The organism is Streptococcus oralis (assembly GCF_023611505.1).
Classification (GTDB): Bacteria; Bacillota; Bacilli; order Lactobacillales; family Streptococcaceae; genus Streptococcus; species Streptococcus oralis_CT.
Genome location: NZ_CP097843.1, coordinates 984839 through 1003611 on the forward strand (window position 1 = coordinate 984839; position 18773 = coordinate 1003611).

Here is an 18773-nt window from a genome sequence, read left to right on the forward strand (position 1 = left end):
ATGCCACAAAGTTCCTAAAATTGCTTAGATTTGATACGAAAAAAAGATGAGACTAGTTTATCTCATCTTTATAGAGTGTTATTTCACAAACGCATTGATTTCCGCTTCGATGTTAGCAATCTTAGCTTGTGAATCTTCGTTGCTTTCACCCACAACGGCAATGTAGAACTTGATTTTTGGTTCTGTACCTGAAGGGCGAACTGCAATCCATGAACCGTCAGCAAGTGTATATTTCAACACATCACTTGGAGGAGTAGTCAAAGTTGTCACAGTACCATCTGTAGCAGTAGAAGTTTGTGCTTTGAAGTCTTCTACAACAGTGATAGCTGTTGCGTTCCATTCTTTCGGAGCATTGTTACGGAATTTAGCCATGATTGCTTTGATTTGTTCTGCACCATCGACACCAGAAAGGGTAACAGAGATGGTTTTTTCAGCGTAGTAGCCGTATTCTTTGTAGATTTCTTCGATACCATCAGCAAGTGTCAAACCACGTGAACGGTAGTAGGCGGCAAGTTCAGCCACGACTAGAACGGCTTGGATGGCGTCTTTATCACGTACGAATGGTTTAATCAAGTAACCGAAGCTTTCTTCAAATCCCATCATGTAAGTGTGATTGTGTTTTTCTTCAAATTCTTGGATTTTCTCTGCGATGAATTTGAAACCAGTCAAAACGTTGAACATGGTTGCGCCGTAGCTTTCAGCAATCTTCGTTACCAAGTCAGTTGATACGATGGATTTGCAGAGAGCAGCATTTTCAGGAAGAGTTCCAGCACTCTTATGAGCTTCCAAGATGTATTTAGCCATGATAGCACCGATTTGGTTACCTGAAAGGTTGAGGTAGCTCCCATCTTTTTGAAGAACTTCAACACCAACACGGTCAGCGTCTGGGTCAGTCGCCACAAGAACATCAGCACCAACTTGACGGCCGAGTTCTTCAGCAAGTGCAAAGGCTGCTTGGTTTTCTGGGTTTGGAGATTTAACAGTTGAGAAATCTGGATCTGGAGTTGCTTGAGCTTCAACGACTTGAACTGAGTCAAATCCTGCTTGAGCAAGAGCACGACGGGCCAACATTTCACCAGTACCATGAAGTGGTGTGTAGACAATCTTCATGTCTTTACCAAACTCTTCAATCAAGGTTGGGTTGATGTTTACGTCTTTGACTTCTTTAAGGTATTCTACATCGACAGCTTCGCCGATAACTTCAATCAAGCCAGAAGCTTTTTCAGCTTCCACATCAGCAACTTCCACAGCGAATGGGTTTTCGATAGCACGGATGTAAGTAGTCAAAGCGTCCGCATCGTGTGGAGGCATTTGTCCACCGTCTTCACCGTAAACCTTGTAACCGTTAAATGGAGCAGGGTTATGGCTGGCAGTAATCATGATACCTGCAAAACAGTTGAGGTGACGAACTGCAAATGAGAGTTCTGGAGTTGGACGAAGGCTTTCAAATACGTAAGATTTGATACCATGTTTTGCAAGAACTGCCGCAGATTCAAAGGCAAACTCAGGTGAGAAGTGACGACTATCGTAGGCAATTGCCACACCACGTTCTTTTTCATTTCCACCTTTTGACTCAATCAAACGAGCCAATCCTTCAGTTGCTTGACGAACAACATAGATGTTGATGCGGTTTGTACCGGCACCGATCAAGCCACGCATACCTGCAGTACCAAATTCAAGATTGGTGTAGAAAGCATCTTCTTTTGTTTTTTCGTCCATATTTTCCAAATCTTGACGAAGGTAGTCTGGAAGGTCGGCAAAATCGACCCATTTTTGATAATTTTCTTGGTAAGTCATAGAGTATCTCCTTTATCTATTGCTTTAATCGCTTTCATTATATCACGATTTGATATTTTAGTAAAACGTTAGCATAACTTAAAATGTAGGAAATTTACTTTTATTTCATTGTAGAAGAACAGCCCTATACGCTTTCTAATGAAAAAGAAGATGAATAGTTCGGGTTTATGACTTGAACTTTTTTCATTGCAATTGTGCAAAAGAGAAAAAGATAGTAAAATAGATGTATGATTATTTTACAAGCCAATAAAATTGAACGTTCTTTTGCAGGCGAGCTTTTGTTTGATAATATAAACCTGCAGGTAGATGAACGAGACCGAATTGCTCTTGTTGGGAAAAATGGTGCTGGTAAGTCCACACTTTTGAAGATTTTGGTTGGAGAAGAGGAGCCAACTAGTGGAGAAATCAATAAGAAAAAAGAAATCTCTCTGTCTTACCTAGTACAAGATAGCCGTTTTGAGTCTGAAAATACCATTTATGAAGAAATGCTCCATGTCTTTGATGACTTGCGTCGAACCGAGAAGCAACTTCGTCAGATGGAGTTGGAGATGGGTGAAAAATCTGGTGAAGGTTTGGATAAACTGATGTCAGATTATGACCGTTTGTCAGAGAATTTCCGCCAGGCAGGTGGTTTTACCTACGAAGCAGACATTCGAGCGATTTTAAATGGATTTAAGTTCGATGAGTCTATGTGGCAGATGAAAATTGCCGAGCTTTCTGGTGGTCAAAACACCCGTCTTGCTCTTGCTAAAATGCTCCTCGAAAAACCAAATCTCTTGGTCTTAGATGAACCTACCAACCATTTGGATATTGATACGATAGCCTGGTTGGAGAATTACTTGGTAAATTATAGCGGTGCTCTCATTATTGTCAGCCATGACCGCTATTTCTTGGATAAGGTTGCGACGATTACGCTCGATTTGACCAAACATTCCTTGGATCGTTATGTGGGGAATTACTCTCGTTTTGTCGAGCTAAAGGAGCAAAAGCTAGCAACTGAAGCAAAAAACTATGAAAAGCAACAGAAGGAAATTGCTGCTCTGGAAGACTTTGTCAATCGAAATCTAGTACGAGCTTCGACAACCAAACGTGCCCAATCTCGGCGTAAGCAACTAGAAAAAATGGAGCGCATAGATAAGCCTGAATCTGGCAAGAAATCAGCCAATATGACCTTCCAGTCTGAAAAAATATCTGGTAATGTTGTCCTGACAGTTGAAAATGCGGCTATTGGCTATGATGGGGAAATATTGTCAGAGCCAATCAACCTAGACCTTCGTAAGATGAATGCTGTTGCCATCGTTGGACCAAACGGCATCGGGAAGTCAACCTTTATCAAGTCAATAGTTGGTCAGATTCCTTTTATCAAGGGAGAAAAGCGATTTGGTGCCAATGTTGAGGTTGGCTACTATGATCAGACCCAAAGCAAGTTAACACCTAGTAATACTGTACTCGATGAACTCTGGAATGATTTTAAACTGACACCGGAAGTTGAAATCCGTAATCGGCTAGGCGCTTTCCTTTTTTCAGGTGACGATGTTAAAAAATCAGTTGGCATGTTGTCTGGTGGTGAACGCGCTCGTTTGTTACTTGCTAAACTGTCTATGGAGAACAATAACTTCTTGATTCTTGACGAGCCGACCAACCACTTGGATATTGATAGCAAGGAAGTGCTAGAAAATGCCTTGATCGACTTTGATGGAACCCTTCTTTTTGTCAGCCACGACCGTTACTTTATTAACCGTGTGGCCACTCATGTTTTGGAATTGTCTGAGAATGGTTCGACTCTTTACTTGGGAGATTACGACTACTATGTTGATAAGAAGGCTGAAATGGAAGTCAGCCGGACAGAAGAAGTTTCAACTAGCAATCAAGCAAAAGAAGCAAGTCCAGCTAATGATTATCAAGCCCAGAAAGAAAGTCAAAAAGAAGTTCGCAAGCTCATGCGACAAATCGAGAACTTGGAGGCTGAAATCGAAGGGCTAGAAAATCAAAGTCAAGCCCTCTCTGAACAAATGTTGGAAACCAATGATGCCGAAAAACTCATGGAGTTGCAGGCTGAACTGGACAAAATTAGCCATCGTCAGGAAGAGGCTATGCTTGAGTGGGAAGAATTATCGGAGCAGGTGTAAAGATGGAACATCTTGGAAAGGTATTTCGTGAATTTCGAACTAGTGGAAAGTACTCATTAAAGGAAGCAGCGGGAGATTCTTGCTCTACCTCTCAGTTATCTCGCTTTGAGCTTGGCGAGTCTGATCTAGCAGTTTCCCGTTTCTTTGAGATTTTGGATAATATTCACGTGACTGTTGAAAATTTTATGGACAAAGCTAGGGATTTTCAAAATCATGAACACGTTGCCTTGATGGCGCAGATTATTCCGCTTTACTACTCAAATGATATTGCAGGTTTTCAACAACTTCAAAAAGAACAACTACAGAAAGCGAAGAGTTCGACCAATCCCCTCTATTTTGAGCTGAATTGGATTCTGCTACAAGGCCTTATTTGTCAGAGAGATACTCGTTACACGATGAGGCAGAGTGATTTGGATAAGGTCGCAGATTATCTTTTCAAAACGGAAGAATGGACTATGTATGAGTTGATTCTTTTTGGTAATCTCTATACTTTCTACAATGTGGACTATGTATCTCGGATTGGTAGAGAAGTCATGGAGCGAGAAGAGTACTACAAAGAAATTGGTCGCCATCGAAAACTCGTTCTGATTCTAGCCCTTAACTGTTACCAACATTGTTTGGAAAACCGTTCCTTTACGGATGCGGACTATTTCGAAAGTTATGTAGAGAAGCTGATTGGAAATGGTATCAAGCTTTATGAGCGCAATATCTTTCATTATCTAAAGGGTTTTGCCCTCTACCAGAGAGACTTGAAAGAAGAGGGTTGTTGTCAGATGCAGGAAGCCATGCATATTTTTGAAGTACTTGGACTTCCAGAGCAAGTGGCCTATTATCAGGAACATTATGAAAAATTTATAAATCCTTAAATTTCCCAAATAAGGGAAAAGCGAAGAGACTCTTTTCAGTTTTGATACAATAGTTTCAAAATTTGAGAGGAGCTTTTTATATGAATCGACATGCAGTACAGTTGATTAGTCGTGGTGCTATTAATAAGATAGGAAATATGCTCTATGATTATGGAAACAGTGTTTGGTTGGCGTCAATGGGAACGATAGGGCAGACTGTTCTTGGGATTTATCAAATTTCTGAGTTGGTTACATCGATTCTAGTCAATCCCTTTGGCGGAGTGATTTCAGACCGCTTTTCGCGTCGCAAAATTTTGATGACGACAGACTTGGTTTGTGGTATTCTCTGTTTAGCTATTTCTTTCATCAGAAATGATAGCTTGATGATTGCTGCCTTGATTTTTGCCAATATTGTTCAGGCGGTTGCCTTTGCATTTTCTCGTACAGCCAATAAAGCCATTATAACTGAGGTTGTAGAGAAAGACGAGATTGTGACCTATAATGCTCGCTTAGAGCTCGTTTTGCAGGTTGTAGGTGTTAGCTCCCCTGTACTTTCTTTCCTCGTTTTACAATTTGCCAGTCTCCATATGACGCTCGTTTTAGATGCCATTAGTTTTTTCATCGCATTTACATTAGTAGCTTTTCTCCCCCAAAAAGAGACTCAAAAACAAGAGAAGAAGACTTTCAACTGGAAAAATATTTTTTCTGATATGAAAGAAGGACTTGACTATATCTGGCGCCAGCAAGAGATCTTTTTCCTTTTGTTAGTAGCTTCCAGTGTTAATTTCTTTTTTGCAGCTTTTGAATTTCTCCTCCCCTTTTCAAATCGGCTTTACGGGGCAGAAGGAGCTTATGCAAGTATTTTGACTATGGGGGCAATTGGTTCGATTATCGGAGCTCTTCTAGCTAGTAAAATAAAGGCAAGTGTTTATAATCTTTTGATTCTATTGGTTTTGACTGGAGTTGGAGTTTTTGTGATGGGGTTACCACTGCCAACTTTTCTTTCCTTTTCGGGAAATTTAGTTTGTGAACTGTTTATGACAATTTTTAATATTCATTTTTTTACTCAGGTTCAAACCAAGGTTGAAAGTGAATATTTGGGTAGAGTATTAAGTACAATTTTTACTTTAGCCATTCTATTTATGCCGATTGCAAAAGGCTTTATGACGGTGCTGCCAAGCGTACATCTCTCTTCTTTCCTGATAATCGGAAGTGGAGTTGTTATCCTGTCTTGTCTATCCCTTATTTATGTACGAAGTCATTTTGAAAAAGAGTCCTAATTTCTATTTTTTTAGAAAATATTTCACTACGAACCATTTTTCAGCCCTTCTCTATTGTGAGGAGGGCTTCATTTGTGGTAAAATAATATTATGAATGAAAGAATGAATGAGTTAGTTGCCTTACTCAATCGCTATGCAACCGAGTACTATACAAGTGATAACCCCTCGGTTTCAGATAGCGAGTATGATCGCCTCTACCGAGAGTTAGTCGAGTTGGAAGCTGCCTATCCAGATCAAGTTTTAGCGGACAGTCCGACCCATCGTGTTGGTGGTAAGGTTTTAGACGGTTTTGAAAAATACAGTCATCAGTATCCTCTTTATAGTTTGCAGGATGCTTTTTCACGTGAAGAGTTAGAAGCTTTTGATGCGCGTGTTCGAAAGGAATTACCCCAACCGACCTATATCTGTGAATTGAAAATCGATGGTTTGTCTATATCGCTTACGTATGAAAAGGGGATTTTGGTTGTTGGTGCCACACGTGGGGATGGTTCTGTTGGTGAAAATATCACAGAGAACCTCAAGCGCGTCAAGGACATTCCTTTGACCTTGCCAGAAGAACTTGATATCACTGTCCGTGGAGAGTGTTACATGCCACGCGCTTCGTTTGATCAAGTCAACCAGGCCCGCCAAGAAAATGGAGAGCCTGAATTTGCTAATCCTCGTAACGCAGCTGCAGGAACCCTCCGTCAGTTGGATACAGCAGTAGTGGCCAAGCGTAATCTTGCGACTTTCCTCTATCAAGAAGTAAGCCCTTCTACTCGTGATAGCCAAGAAAAGGTCTTGAAGCATCTTGAACAGCTTGGATTTGTGGTTAATTCTAAGCGAATTCTGGCTGAAAGCATGGATGAGATATGGAATTTCATCCAAGAAGTTGGACAAGAACGGGATAATTTACCTTATGACATTGACGGAGTAGTGATCAAGGTCAATGACCTTGCAGGTCAAGAAGAGCTTGGCTTTACCGTTAAAGCGCCCAAGTGGGCAGTTGCCTATAAATTTCCTGCTGAAGAAAAAGAAGCCCAACTCCTTTCAGTTGATTGGACAGTTGGCCGTACTGGAGTTGTCACGCCAACTGCCAATCTGACACCAGTTCAGCTTGCTGGGACAACCGTCAGTCGTGCAACTCTCCACAACGTAGATTATATTGCTGAAAAAGATATCCGAAAGGACGATACGGTTATCGTTTATAAGGCGGGAGACATCATCCCTGCTGTTTTGCGTGTGGTAGAGTCCAAGCGTATCTCGGAAGAGAAACTAGATATCCCTACAAACTGCCCAAGTTGTGACTCGAACTTGTTGCACTTTGAAGATGAGGTGGCTCTTCGTTGTATCAATCCACGATGCCCTGCCCAAATCATGGAAGGCTTGATTCACTTTGCCTCTCGAGATGCCATGAATATTACAGGACTTGGTCCATCTATCGTTGAAAAGCTTTTTGCTGCTAATCTAGTTAAGGATGTGGCGGATATTTACCGTTTGAATGAAGACGATTTCCTCCTTTTAGAAGGCGTCAAGGAAAAGTCTGCTTCTAAACTGTATCAGGCCATTCAAGCATCCAAGGAAAACTCTGCTGAAAAGCTTTTATTCGGTTTGGGAATTCGCCATGTCGGAAGCAAGGCTAGCCAACTCTTGCTCCAACACTTTCACTCTATTGAAAATCTAGCCCAAGCAGACCCAGAGGAAGTCGCAAGTATCGAGAGCTTGGGTAGTGTGATTGCTCAAAGCCTTCAGACTTATTTTGCTACAGAAGGATCGAAGATTCTCCTAGACGAGTTGAAAGAAGCTGGAGTTAATCTGGACTACAAGGGACAGACAGTAGTAGCAGATGCGGCCTTGTCAGGTTTAACAGTTGTATTAACAGGAAAATTGGAACGTCTCACGCGCTCAGAAGCTAAAAGCAAACTTGAAAGTCTTGGTGCCAAAGTTACAGGCAGTGTATCTAAGAAAACGAATCTTGTCGTAGCAGGAGCAGATGCAGGAAACAAGCTCCAAAAAGCACAAGAACTTGGTATCGAAGTTCGAGATGAAGCTTGGCTAGAAAGTTTGTAAAGAATAGTTGAAAACTAGATGTTAGATAGTCTGAAACTATCTCTCCTGATGTATTTTTATATCTATTAAGGCTATTCTCTATTGTGCTGAAATTCCCGCTAAATTCTTCAGCACCACATAAAAAAATTGAAATTAGGAATTAGGAATTAGGAATTAGGAAAAGAAATGTATAGATACCCAGTAGTCATCCATTTTCACCGAAAAAATGGAGATTATGATGCCTGTTCATTCAGTAGAAAACAGGCAGATATTAAAGAAAATTTGTATTATGAAAATGACTATTTTGGAGCCAAATTCTCCTTTACCGTCATAAGTGCAGAAAGGCTCGATACTCTGACCTTTTCTGTCGAAATAGTTGGAAAGGCAAAAGACTATCTCCTACGGTTTAACCATTATCCACTGTTGACTGAGGTTTGGATCTTAGATGGTGATGAGACAGTTTATTATTCTGAAAATCCAGCCATTGCAAGTCCTTTCTATAAAGATCAAAACCCTTTTGCTTTTGATAAAGCCTTTCACAGTGAAAGTTTTGATCATCATTGGGGATACCAAGGAGAGTTGGGGTATAGTATCTCAGACTACCAGACAAGCTTTAAACTTTGGGCTCCTACAGCTACAGCGGTTCAAGTGGTTGTCTATGAAAATACCAGCAACGATGCGCCGGTTTGGAAAACCTTTAATCTAGAGCGTGGGAATAGCTATTCATACAGTCATAAGTACAATACTATTGGTCTTTGGAGTGTAGATCTAGATGAAAATCTTGCAGGTAAAGCTTATCAGTACCAGGTTGAGTTTCCGCACCACCAGACTTTGACACGAGATCCTTATACAACTGCAACAAGTCCTGATGGAAAACGTTCCGTCATTCTCTCTCAGCAAGATAGACAGGTAGCAGGATTCGAAGTTAAACATGGGACAGATGCTCCTTGGCGTTTGGAAAATCCATGTAAAGCAGTTATCTGTGAAATGCATATTCGTGATTTTACAAAATCACCGACATCTGGAGTTCCAGAAAACCTTCGAGGGACCTTCCTTGGGGCTGCCCAGACTGGAACGGTTAACCAGTATGGTCAAACAACTGCCTTTGACTATATCAAAGCGCTTGGTTGTAATTATGTTCAGCTTCAACCTATCTTTGATCGCCATAAGGAATATGATGAGGACGGAAATGTAACCTATAACTGGGGTTATGACCCTCAAAACTACAATGCTCCAGAAACGAGTTTCTCTAGCAATCCAGATGATCCTGGACAAGTTATTCGAGACCTCAAGACAATGATTCAGGCTTATCATGATGCAGGAATCGGTGTCATTATGGATGTCGTTTACAACCATACCTTCTCAACAGTTGATGCACCTTTCCAAACAACTGTTCCTGATTATTACTATCGTATGAATCCAGATGGAACCTTCCAAAACGGCACAGGAGTAGGAAATGAAACCGCGAGTGAACACGAAATGTTCCGCAAGTATATGATTGACTCACTCCTTTATTGGGTGAAAGAATACAATATTGACGGTTTCCGTTTTGACTTGATGGGAATTCACGATGTTAAAACCATGCAGGCAATTCGTTGGGCACTTGATGAAGTTGATCCACGTATTCTCACTTATGGAGAAGGTTGGGATATGGGGACAGGTCTTGCACCTTATGATAAGGCCAAGAAGGACAACGCCTATCAGATGCCAAATATTGGATTTTTCAATGATGATCAGCGAGATGCGGTCAAAGGAGGAGAAGTTTATGGCTCAATCAAGGCAGGATTTGTTAGTGGTGCAGCTACAGAATCAATTGTAGCTAAGGCTATTCTTGGTAGTCGAGAATTGGGTTCCTATCTTAGTCCAAACCAAGTTCTTAATTATGTGGAAGCCCATGACAATTACAACTTGCATGATTTGTTAGCAACCCTTCATCCAGATCGCAGTTCAGATAAGATTATGCGCCAGGTTGAGACAGCAACAGCGATGAGCATTCTCATGCAAGGGATGTCCTTTATAGAGTTAGGGCAAGAATTTGGACGCACCAAGCTCCTTGCTACTGGTGAAAATGGCGAGCTGACTGCGGCAGATAGAGAGCGGGCTATGAACAGCTACAATGCTCCTGACAGTGTTAATCAAGTCAACTGGAATTTGATCAATGAAAGACAAGAGAGCATTGAATTTATTCGCCAGATTATTCGTCTAAAAACACAGACCAGTGCCTTCTCTTATCCTACATATGAAGAAGTCTATCGCCATGTCTTCGTCCATACAGCTGCTGAAAATAGCGGATGGATCGTTTACGAAATTCACGGTGGACCAGAGCACTTATTGGTAGTCTTTAATGCGAAGGGAACTTCCTTCTACTTTGAGAATGCAGGAAATCTTGAAATGCTTGTGTCTAATAGTCGTTCTAAAGAATCAAATGTGATTGATGATACCAGTGTCGTGGTCTTAAAGGTACTCTCGTAAATTAATGTTCTGAAAAGGTTTAGATTAACTAGACCTTTTTTGATTTTTATTGAAAAACCAATATCTAATAGGAATAAAATTCAAATAATTTGAAGAATCAAGTTTGTGAAAAAAATATCAATATTTTCACAAAAAGGGTTGTAATTTTCTGAAAATTTGATAAAATAAGTTTTAATCATTTTCAGGAGGAAGAGAATTTGACAAATTATCAGAATTTAGTGAATGGAAAATGGAAATCATCAGAGAATGAAATTGCCATCTATTCTCCTATCAATCAAGAAAAACTAGGCACGGTACCAGCTATGAGTCAGGCTGAAGTAGATGAGGCTATGAAAGCTGCGCGTGCAGCTCTCCCTGCGTGGCGTGATTTAGCACCCGTTGAGCGTGCAGCCTATTTACATAAGACAGCAGATATTTTGGAACGTGATAAAGAAAAAATTGGTACAATTCTTGCCAAAGAGGTTGCAAAAGGGATTAAAGCAGCCATTGGAGAAGTAGTACGTACAGCAGATTTGATCCGTTTTGCTGCTGAGGAAGGTATCCGTATTACTGGACAAGCGATGGAAGGTGGCGGTTTTGAAGCTGCAAGTAAAAACAAGCTAGCCGTTGTTCGTCGTGAGCCAGTTGGTGTCGTTTTAGCTATCGCGCCATTTAACTATCCAGTAAACCTTTCTGGATCCAAGATTGCTCCGGCTTTGATTGCAGGGAATGTTGTTATGTTTAAACCACCAACGCAAGGATCTATTTCTGGTCTCTTGCTAGCTAAAGCATTTGACGAAGCCGGAATTCCAGCAGGTGTCTTTAACACCATCACTGGACGTGGTTCTGAGATCGGAGACTACATCATCGAACACAAGGAAGTGAACTTCATTAACTTTACAGGTTCAACACCGATTGGTGAGCGTATCGGTCGTTTAGCTGGTATGCGCCCAGTTATGCTGGAGCTTGGCGGGAAAGATGCAGCAATCGTTTTAGAAGATGCAGATTTGGAAAATGCAGCCAATCAAATCGTAGGTGGTGCATTTAGCTACTCTGGTCAGCGCTGTACCGCTATCAAACGTGTCTTAGTTTTAGAAAGCGTAGCAGACAAGTTAGCCGAATTGCTCCAGGCTAAAGTCGCTAAGCTAACAGTCGGTGATCCATTTGACAATGCTGATATCACACCTGTTATTGACAATGCTTCAGCTGATTTCATCTGGGGATTGATTGAAGATGCTCAGGAAAAAGGCGCTAGGGCTCTTACACCAATCAAGCGTGAAGGCAATCTTCTATGGCCAGTGCTTTTTGACCAAGTTACAAAAGATATGAAAGTAGCATGGGAAGAGCCGTTTGGCCCTGTTCTACCAATTATCCGTGTCGCAGATGCGAATGAAGCAGTAGCAATTGCCAATGAATCTGAGTTTGGTCTTCAATCCTCTGTCTTTACAAATGACTTTAAGAAGGCATTTGAAATCGTTGAGAAACTTGAAGTGGGAACCGTTCATATTAATAATAAAACACAACGCGGACCAGATAATTTCCCATTCCTTGGTGTAAAAGGTTCTGGAGCAGGAGTGCAAGGAATTAAATATAGTATCGAAGCGATGACAAATGTTAAATCCATTGTATTTGATGTGAAATAATATATAAAATCAGGAAATCGATTTCCTGATTTTATTTTTTTCAAAAAAATACAGTTTAAAATTGTTAAAAAACGAATATTCTGGTATTATAATAAAAAAATATATGGAAATTGTTTCGTGTTCTATTTTCGGGATATCTTTTTTAAAATGCTCGGTAATTTTTTGAAGACTTTCATAAAAAAATATGATTTTCTTCGTAAATTACTTGAAAGTTATCTTAAAAGAGTGTATAATAGAATTATAGAAAACGCTTACAAAAGAGAGGGGATCGAATGAATAATCAAGAAGCATTAAGAACCTTTACTACAGGTGAAAACTTTCACCTCCAGCATTATTTAGGAGCACATAGAGAGGAGAAAAACGGAGAAATTGGCTATACTTTTAGGGTTTGGGCACCAAATGCACAAGCAGTTCATCTAGTTGGGGATTTTACTAATTGGGTCGAGAATCAAATTCCTATGGTTCGTAATGAAGCAGGTGTTTGGGAAGTCTTTACTAGTCAGGCTCAGGAAGGTCAGATTTATAAATATCATATCACGCGTGCAAATGGTCACCAGATTATGAAGATTGATCCGTTGGCAGTTTATTTTGAAGCTAGACCGGGTACAGGAGCAGTTCTGACCAATATCCGTGAAAAGAGATGGAAAGATGGTCTTTGGCTAGCACGTCGCAAACGTTTGGGATTTTTCGAGAGACCAGTTAATATATACGAGGCCCATGCAGGATCTTGGAAGAGAAATCCAGATGGCAGTCCCTATACTTTTTCGCAACTGAAAGACGAGTTGATTCCATACTTAGTTGAGATGAACTATACACATATTGAGTTCATGCCTTTAATGGCTCACCCACTTGGATTGAGCTGGGGATACCAGCTTATGGGTTACTTTGCTTTTGAACATTCCTATGGTAGACCTGAGGAATTCCAAGATTTCGTTGAAGAGTGTCATATAAATAATATCGGTGTTATCGTAGACTGGGTTCCAGGTCATTTCACTATTAATGATGATGCATTAGCATATTATGACGGCACACCAACTTTTGAATACCAAGATCACAACAAGGCTCATAACTACGGTTGGGGTGCGCTGAATTTTGACCTCGGGAAAAATGAGGTCCAGTCTTTCTTGATTTCAAGTATTAAATTTTGGATTGATTTTTACCACTTAGATGGTATTCGGGTCGATGCAGTGAGCAATATGCTTTACCTAGATTATGATAATGCTCCTTGGACTCCAAACAAAGACGGTGGAAACCTTAACTATGAAGGTTATTATTTCCTTCAACGTTTGAACACTGTTATCAAGTTAGCTCATCCAGATGTGATGATGATTGCAGAAGAAAGTTCATCAGCAACAAAGATTACTGGTATGAAAGAAATGGGCGGTCTAGGATTTGACTACAAGTGGAATATGGGCTGGATGAATGATATTCTCCGTTTCTACGAGGAAGATCCGATTTATCGTAAGTATGATTTTAACTTGGTAACCTTCAGCTTCATGTACGTTTTCAATGAAAACTACCTCTTACCATTCTCGCACGATGAAGTCGTACATGGTAAGAAGAGCATGATGCACAAGATGTGGGGAGATCGATACAATCAATTTGCAGGTTTGCGAAATCTCTACACTTATCAAATTTGTCATCCAGGTAAGAAACTCTTGTTCATGGGAAGCGAATATGGTCAGTTCTTAGAGTGGAAGTCTGAGGAACAGCTAGAATGGTCTAACTTGGAAGATCCAATGAATGCTAAGATGAAGTACTTCACTTCTCAACTCAATCAATTCTATAAAGAGCATCGTTGTCTTTGGGAAATTGACACCAGCTACGACGGCATCGAAATTATCGATGCGGATAATAGAGATCAGAGTGTCCTTTCCTTTATTCGTAAGAGTAAAAAGGGTGAAATGCTAGTCTGTGTCTTTAATATGGCACCAGTTGAGCGTAAAGACTTTACAATCGGACTTCCTGTCGCAGGAGTTTATGAAGAAGTTTGGAATACAGAATTGGAACAATGGGGTGGTGTCTGGAAAGAATACAACCAAACGGTTCAAACTCAAGAAGGATTATGGAAGGATTATGAGCAGACCTTGACTTTTACCCTGCCAGCTATGGGAGCAAGTATCTGGAAGATTAAACGTCGCTTGAAACCAACTAAAACTGTCACAAATAAAACCCAAAAAGGAGTAGAAAATGAAGAATGAAATGCTAGCTTTGATCCTTGCTGGTGGGCAAGGAACACGTCTCGGAAAACTCACTCAAAGTATTGCTAAGCCGGCTGTGCAATTTGGTGGGCGCTACCGTATCATTGACTTTGCTCTTTCAAACTGTGCTAACTCTGGGATTCACAACGTCGGTGTTATTACGCAGTATCAACCTCTTGCCTTGAACAACCATATCGGAAATGGTTCGAGCTGGGGACTAGATGGTATTAACACAGGTGTTTCCATCCTTCAACCCTACTCTGCAAGCGAGGGAAATCGTTGGTTTGAAGGAACTAGCCACGCTATCTACCAAAACATTGACTACATCGACAGTATCAATCCAGAATATGTTTTGATCCTTTCTGGTGACCACATCTACAAGATGGACTATGATGACATGCTCCAATCACATAAGGATAACAATGCCAGTCTGACTGTAGCTGTTCTAGACGTACCTCTAAAGGAAGCTAGCCGTTTTGGTATCATGAATACAGATGCCAATAACCGTATCGTTGAATTTGAAGAAAAACCTGCTCAACCTAAGTCTACAAAGGCTTCAATGGGGATTTATATTTTTGATTGGAAACGTCTCCGCAATATGCTTGTTGCTGCTGAAAAGAACAAGGTAGATATGTCAGACTTTGGTAAAAACGTTATTCCAAATTACCTTGAGTCTGGTGAAAGTGTCTATGCTTATGAATTCAAGGGTTACTGGAAAGACGTTGGTACGATTGAGTCTCTATGGGAAGCCAATATGGAATACATTGATCCAAACAACGCTTTGGATAGTCGTGATCGTCAGTGGAAAATCTACTCACGGAACTTGATTTCACCACCAAACTTTATTGGAAAACACGCTCATGTAGAAGATTCTTTAGTTGTGGATGGCTGTCTCGTGGATGGAACTGTTAAGCATTCCATTCTCTCAACAGAAGCGCAAGTACGTGAGGGTGCCGAAGTAGTAGACTCTGTAATCATGAGTGGTGCCATTATCGGAAAAGGTGCAAAAATTAAACGTGCCATTATTGGTGAGGGTGCTGTTATTTCTGAAGGTGTCGAAATTGATGGAACAGACGAAGTACAAGTAGTAGGATACAATGAAGTAGTGGGGGTAGCATCAGATGAAGATTGATAAATATTCAGCCATTTTAGGAAACACAGTTGGTTTTCATGATATGTCAACGTTAACAGAACACCGTCCGGTGGCTAGCTTGCCATTTGGAGCAAAATATCGTTTAATTGATTTCCCTCTTTCTAGCCTTGCAAATGCTGGTGTTCGTAGTGTCTTTGGAATTTTCCAACAAGACAATATCAGTTCAGTCTTTGACCATATTCGTTCAGGACGTGAGTGGGGCTTATCTACCCTTCTCAGTCACTACTATCTAGGTATTTATAATACGAGTGTTGAAAGTAGCACAGTTGGGAAAGAATATTACCAACAGCTTCTCACTTATTTGAAACGTTCAGGATCAAATCAGACGGTTGCACTTAACTGTGACATCGTGGTGAATATTGACCTCAATCAAGTATTCCATTTACATACTACTGCCGGTCGTCCGATTACAGTTGTTTATAAGAAATTACCTAAAAAGGATATTTCAGATGTTAATGCCATCTTGGAAGTGGATGAAACAGACCATGTTCTTTCTCATAAACTTTTTGATGCCAAATCAACAGATGAACTTTTCAACATGTCTACAGATATATTCGTCGTTGATACTCCGTGGTTGATTGAACGACTTGAAGAAGAAGTTCAAAAAGAATATCCAGAAAAATTACGCTATGTACTCCGCGATTTAGCTGTAAAAGAAGGTGCTTTTGCTTACGAATACACGGGCTATCTAGCCAATATTCACTCCGTTCAATCCTATTATCAAGCCAATATTGATATGTTGGAGTCTCAAAAATTCTACTCTCTCTTCTCACCTAACCAAAAGATTTATACCAAGGTTAAGAATGAAGAACCAACCTACTATGCGAATACTTCAAAAGTAAGTACTTCTCAGTTTGCTTCTGGTAGTATCATTGAGGGTGAAGTAGTTCAGTCAGTCCTATCTCGTAACATTTATGTTCACAAAGATAGTGTGGTGAAAGACAGCGTTTTATTTCCTCGTGTTGTGATTGGTCAGGGTGCCCAAGTTGAATATGCCATCCTAGACAAAGGAGTTGAAGTTGCGGACGGTGTTGTCATTCGAGGAACAGCAGAACATCCAGTTGTAGTTAAGAAGGGTGAAACAGTAACAGAGGACATTTACTCATGAAAATTTTATTTGTAGCGGCAGAAGGAGCACCCTTTTCAAAAACAGGTGGTTTGGGCGATGTCATTGGTGCCCTTCCCAAATCACTTGTAAAAGCAGGGCACGAAGTTGCAGTTTTCTTGCCTTACTATGATATGGTAGAAGCTAAGTTTGGTGACCAGATAGAGGATGTTCTCCACTTTGAAGTTAGTGTAGGATGGCGTAGACAGTACTGTGGTATTAAGAAAACGGTCTTGAATGGGGTTACCTTCTACTTCATTGATAATCAATATTATTTCTTCCGTGGCCATGTGTACGGTGATTTTGACGATGGTGAACGCTTTGCCTTTTTCCAACTGGCTGCTCTTGAAGCCATGGAACGCATCGGCTTTATTCCTGACCTTCTCCATGTTCATGATTACCACACAGCCATGATTCCCTTCTTGTTGAAAGAAAAGTATCATTGGATTCAAGCATATCAAGGAATTAAAACTGTTCTAACTATTCACAATTTGGAATTCCAAGGTCAATTTTCTGAAGGAATGTTGTGGGATTTGTTTGGAGTTGGCTTTGAACGCTACGCTGATGGCACCCTTCGCTGGAATGATTGTCTCAACTGGATGAAAGCAGGCATTCTTTACGCGGATCGTGTCTCAACCGTTTCTCCTAGCTATGCGCATGAGATTATGACCAGTCAGTTTGGTTGCGGTTTGGATCAGATTCTTCGCATGGAGTCAGGCAAAGTTTCAGGTATTGTCAATGGTATTGACGCAGATCTTTATAATCCTCAAACAGACCCACTTTTAGATTATCATTTTGATAAGGAAGATTTGTCTGGAAAAGCACAAAATAAAGCAAAATTGCAAGAGAGAGTTGGGTTACCTGTCCGAGCAGATGTTCCTCTAGTTGGGATTGTCTCTCGTTTGACCCGTCAAAAAGGCTTTGATGTTGTTGTAGAGAGCTTGCATCGTTTCTTACAAGAGGACGTTCAAATAGTCCTTTTAGGAACAGGAGATCCTGCTTTTGAACATTCCTTCTCCTGGTTTGCTCAAGTCTATCCTGACAAGCTATCAGCAAATATCACTTTCGATGTCAAGCTCGCTCAAGAAATCTACGCAGCTTGTGATCTCTTCCTCATGCCAAGTCGTTTTGAACCATGTGGCTTATCTCAAATGATGGCGATGCGCTATGGAACGCTACCATTGGTTCATGAAGTGGGTGGATTGCGTGATACTGTTCAAGCTTTCAATCCAATCGAAGGAACTGGTACAGGATTTAGCTTTGACAATTTAACACCATACTGGCTTAACTGGAGTTTCCAAACAGCCTTGGATGTTTATAAGAACCAGCCAGATGTTTGGAGAAATCTACAAAAACAAGCTATGGAATGCGATTTCTCATGGGATACAGCCTGCAAGTCTTATCTTGACTTGTACCATAGTTTAGTCAACTAATAGATAAAATCGTATGATTCTTTCATACGATTTTTGGGCTGTTTAGAAAAGAGGAGAAGTGATGACACAAGTAAAAGGCCTGTGTGTTATGGATGTTGATGGTACCTTAATAGCAGAGGAAGTGATTGACCTTTTGGGAAGAGAAGCAGGTTGCGAAGCGGAAATTTCAAAGATTACCAATCAAGCAATGCAAGGAGAACTGGACTTTGAAGGGAGTTTACGAGCGAGGGTAGCTTTGTTAAAATGTCTTCCGATTTCGGTCTTTGATAGAGTTTTCAAATCCATCCATCTGTCCAATAATGCTCAAGAATTTATCTCCATACTTCAAAAGAATGGCATCCTAGTTGGTCTAGTTTCAGGTGGATTTAGTCCAATCGTTGAGAGATTAGCAAAGCACCTAGGTATTTCCTATTTCTCTGCCAACCAGTTGGAAGTCAAAGACAACTTTTTAACAGGTCGACTAGTTGGTGAAATTGTTACATCCCAAGTAAAACAAGCTACTCTTGAGAAATGGAGAAAAGACCTAAAACTTCCCAAAGAAAGAACGATTGCCATCGGTGATGGGGCTAATGACCTATTCATGTTAAAATCAGCAGGTCACGGTATAGCCTTTTGTGCCAAAGATGTCGTAAAAGCAGAGATAGCTTGTCATGTAGATACGAGGGATTTTTTGGAAGTTCTTCCTTTGATTGATTTCTTAGAATGAGA

The 18773-nt window shown here is 40.6% G+C and carries 12 protein-coding genes; 11 read left to right on the forward strand and 1 reads right to left on the reverse strand.

The window, feature by feature from the left end; genetic code table 11:
• Positions 1-78: 78 nt before the first annotated feature.
• On the reverse strand, positions 79-1797 hold the full coding sequence (locus M9H69_RS05120; RefSeq protein WP_250316117.1) for a phospho-sugar mutase: 1719 nt from the start codon (positions 1795-1797) through the stop codon (positions 79-81).
• Positions 1798-2024: 227 nt separating this feature from the next.
• Here M9H69_RS05120 and M9H69_RS05125 point away from each other — a divergent pair, with 227 nt between their 5' ends.
• The 11 genes from M9H69_RS05125 (at position 2025) to serB (ending at position 18771) form a co-directional block, all read left to right on the forward strand.
• Positions 2025-3926, forward strand: coding sequence for an ABC-F family ATP-binding cassette domain-containing protein (locus tag M9H69_RS05125; RefSeq protein WP_250316118.1), 1902 nt, complete (start codon positions 2025-2027; stop codon positions 3924-3926).
• Between the two features lie 2 nt (positions 3927-3928).
• Positions 3929-4792, forward strand: coding sequence for a MutR family transcriptional regulator (locus M9H69_RS05130; RefSeq protein ID WP_250316172.1), 864 nt, complete (start codon positions 3929-3931; stop codon positions 4790-4792).
• A gap of 80 nt (positions 4793-4872) precedes the next feature.
• Positions 4873-6051 (forward strand): MFS transporter, encoded by a 1179-nt coding sequence (locus M9H69_RS05135; RefSeq protein WP_250316119.1) that lies wholly within the window; start codon positions 4873-4875, stop codon positions 6049-6051.
• Between the two features lie 90 nt (positions 6052-6141).
• Positions 6142-8100, forward strand: coding sequence for an NAD-dependent DNA ligase LigA (gene ligA / locus M9H69_RS05140; RefSeq protein ID WP_250316120.1), 1959 nt, complete (start codon positions 6142-6144; stop codon positions 8098-8100).
• A 165-nt stretch (positions 8101-8265) separates the two neighbouring features.
• The gene (pulA, locus tag M9H69_RS05145; RefSeq protein ID WP_250316121.1) at positions 8266-10551 is read left to right on the forward strand and encodes a type I pullulanase; all 2286 of its coding nucleotides are present in this window, start codon (positions 8266-8268) and stop codon (positions 10549-10551) included.
• A gap of 197 nt (positions 10552-10748) precedes the next feature.
• Positions 10749-12173 carry an NADP-dependent glyceraldehyde-3-phosphate dehydrogenase gene (locus M9H69_RS05150; protein ID WP_250316122.1) on the forward strand — a complete coding sequence of 475 codons (1425 nt, stop codon included), beginning with the start codon at positions 10749-10751 and terminating at the stop codon, positions 12171-12173.
• Positions 12174-12445: 272 nt separating this feature from the next.
• The gene (gene glgB / locus M9H69_RS05155; RefSeq protein WP_250316123.1) at positions 12446-14374 is read left to right on the forward strand and encodes a 1,4-alpha-glucan branching protein GlgB; all 1929 of its coding nucleotides are present in this window, start codon (positions 12446-12448) and stop codon (positions 14372-14374) included.
• Positions 14364-15506, forward strand: a complete 1143-nt coding sequence (locus tag M9H69_RS05160) for a glucose-1-phosphate adenylyltransferase (RefSeq protein WP_000787257.1) — start codon at positions 14364-14366, stop codon at positions 15504-15506. Before glgB ends, M9H69_RS05160 begins: the two co-directional genes overlap by 11 nt.
• Complete coding sequence (glgD, locus tag M9H69_RS05165; protein ID WP_250316124.1) at positions 15496-16635, forward strand: glucose-1-phosphate adenylyltransferase subunit GlgD; 1140 nt, start codon at positions 15496-15498, stop codon at positions 16633-16635. Before M9H69_RS05160 ends, glgD begins: the two co-directional genes overlap by 11 nt.
• On the forward strand, positions 16632-18065 hold the full coding sequence (gene glgA / locus M9H69_RS05170) for a glycogen synthase GlgA (RefSeq protein ID WP_250316125.1): 1434 nt from the start codon (positions 16632-16634) through the stop codon (positions 18063-18065). The genes glgD and glgA overlap by 4 nt, the downstream gene beginning before the upstream one ends.
• 61 nt (positions 18066-18126) lie before the next feature.
• The gene (serB, locus tag M9H69_RS05175; protein WP_250316126.1) at positions 18127-18771 is read left to right on the forward strand and encodes a phosphoserine phosphatase SerB; all 645 of its coding nucleotides are present in this window, start codon (positions 18127-18129) and stop codon (positions 18769-18771) included.
• Positions 18772-18773: the final 2 nt, after the last annotated feature.

Bases quoted from the DNA above. Each gene is read 5' to 3' on its own strand.
- serB (WP_250316126.1), top strand. From the start codon at position 18,127: ATGACACAAGTAAAAGGCCTGTGTGTTATGGATGTTGATGGTACCTTA.
- glgA (WP_250316125.1), top strand. From the start codon at position 16,632: ATGAAAATTTTATTTGTAGCGGCAGAAGGAGCACCCTTTTCAAAAACA.
- M9H69_RS05135 (WP_250316119.1), top strand. From the start codon at position 4,873: ATGAATCGACATGCAGTACAGTTGATTAGTCGTGGTGCTATTAATAAG.
- pulA (WP_250316121.1), top strand. From the start codon at position 8,266: ATGTATAGATACCCAGTAGTCATCCATTTTCACCGAAAAAATGGAGAT.
- M9H69_RS05120 (WP_250316117.1), bottom strand. From the start codon at position 1,797: ATGACTTACCAAGAAAATTATCAAAAATGGGTCGATTTTGCCGACCTT.
- M9H69_RS05130 (WP_250316172.1), top strand. From the start codon at position 3,929: ATGGAACATCTTGGAAAGGTATTTCGTGAATTTCGAACTAGTGGAAAG.
- M9H69_RS05160 (WP_000787257.1), top strand. From the start codon at position 14,364: ATGAAGAATGAAATGCTAGCTTTGATCCTTGCTGGTGGGCAAGGAACA.
- glgB (WP_250316123.1), top strand. From the start codon at position 12,446: ATGAATAATCAAGAAGCATTAAGAACCTTTACTACAGGTGAAAACTTT.
- ligA (WP_250316120.1), top strand. From the start codon at position 6,142: ATGAATGAAAGAATGAATGAGTTAGTTGCCTTACTCAATCGCTATGCA.
- M9H69_RS05125 (WP_250316118.1), top strand. From the start codon at position 2,025: ATGATTATTTTACAAGCCAATAAAATTGAACGTTCTTTTGCAGGCGAG.
- glgD (WP_250316124.1), top strand. From the start codon at position 15,496: ATGAAGATTGATAAATATTCAGCCATTTTAGGAAACACAGTTGGTTTT.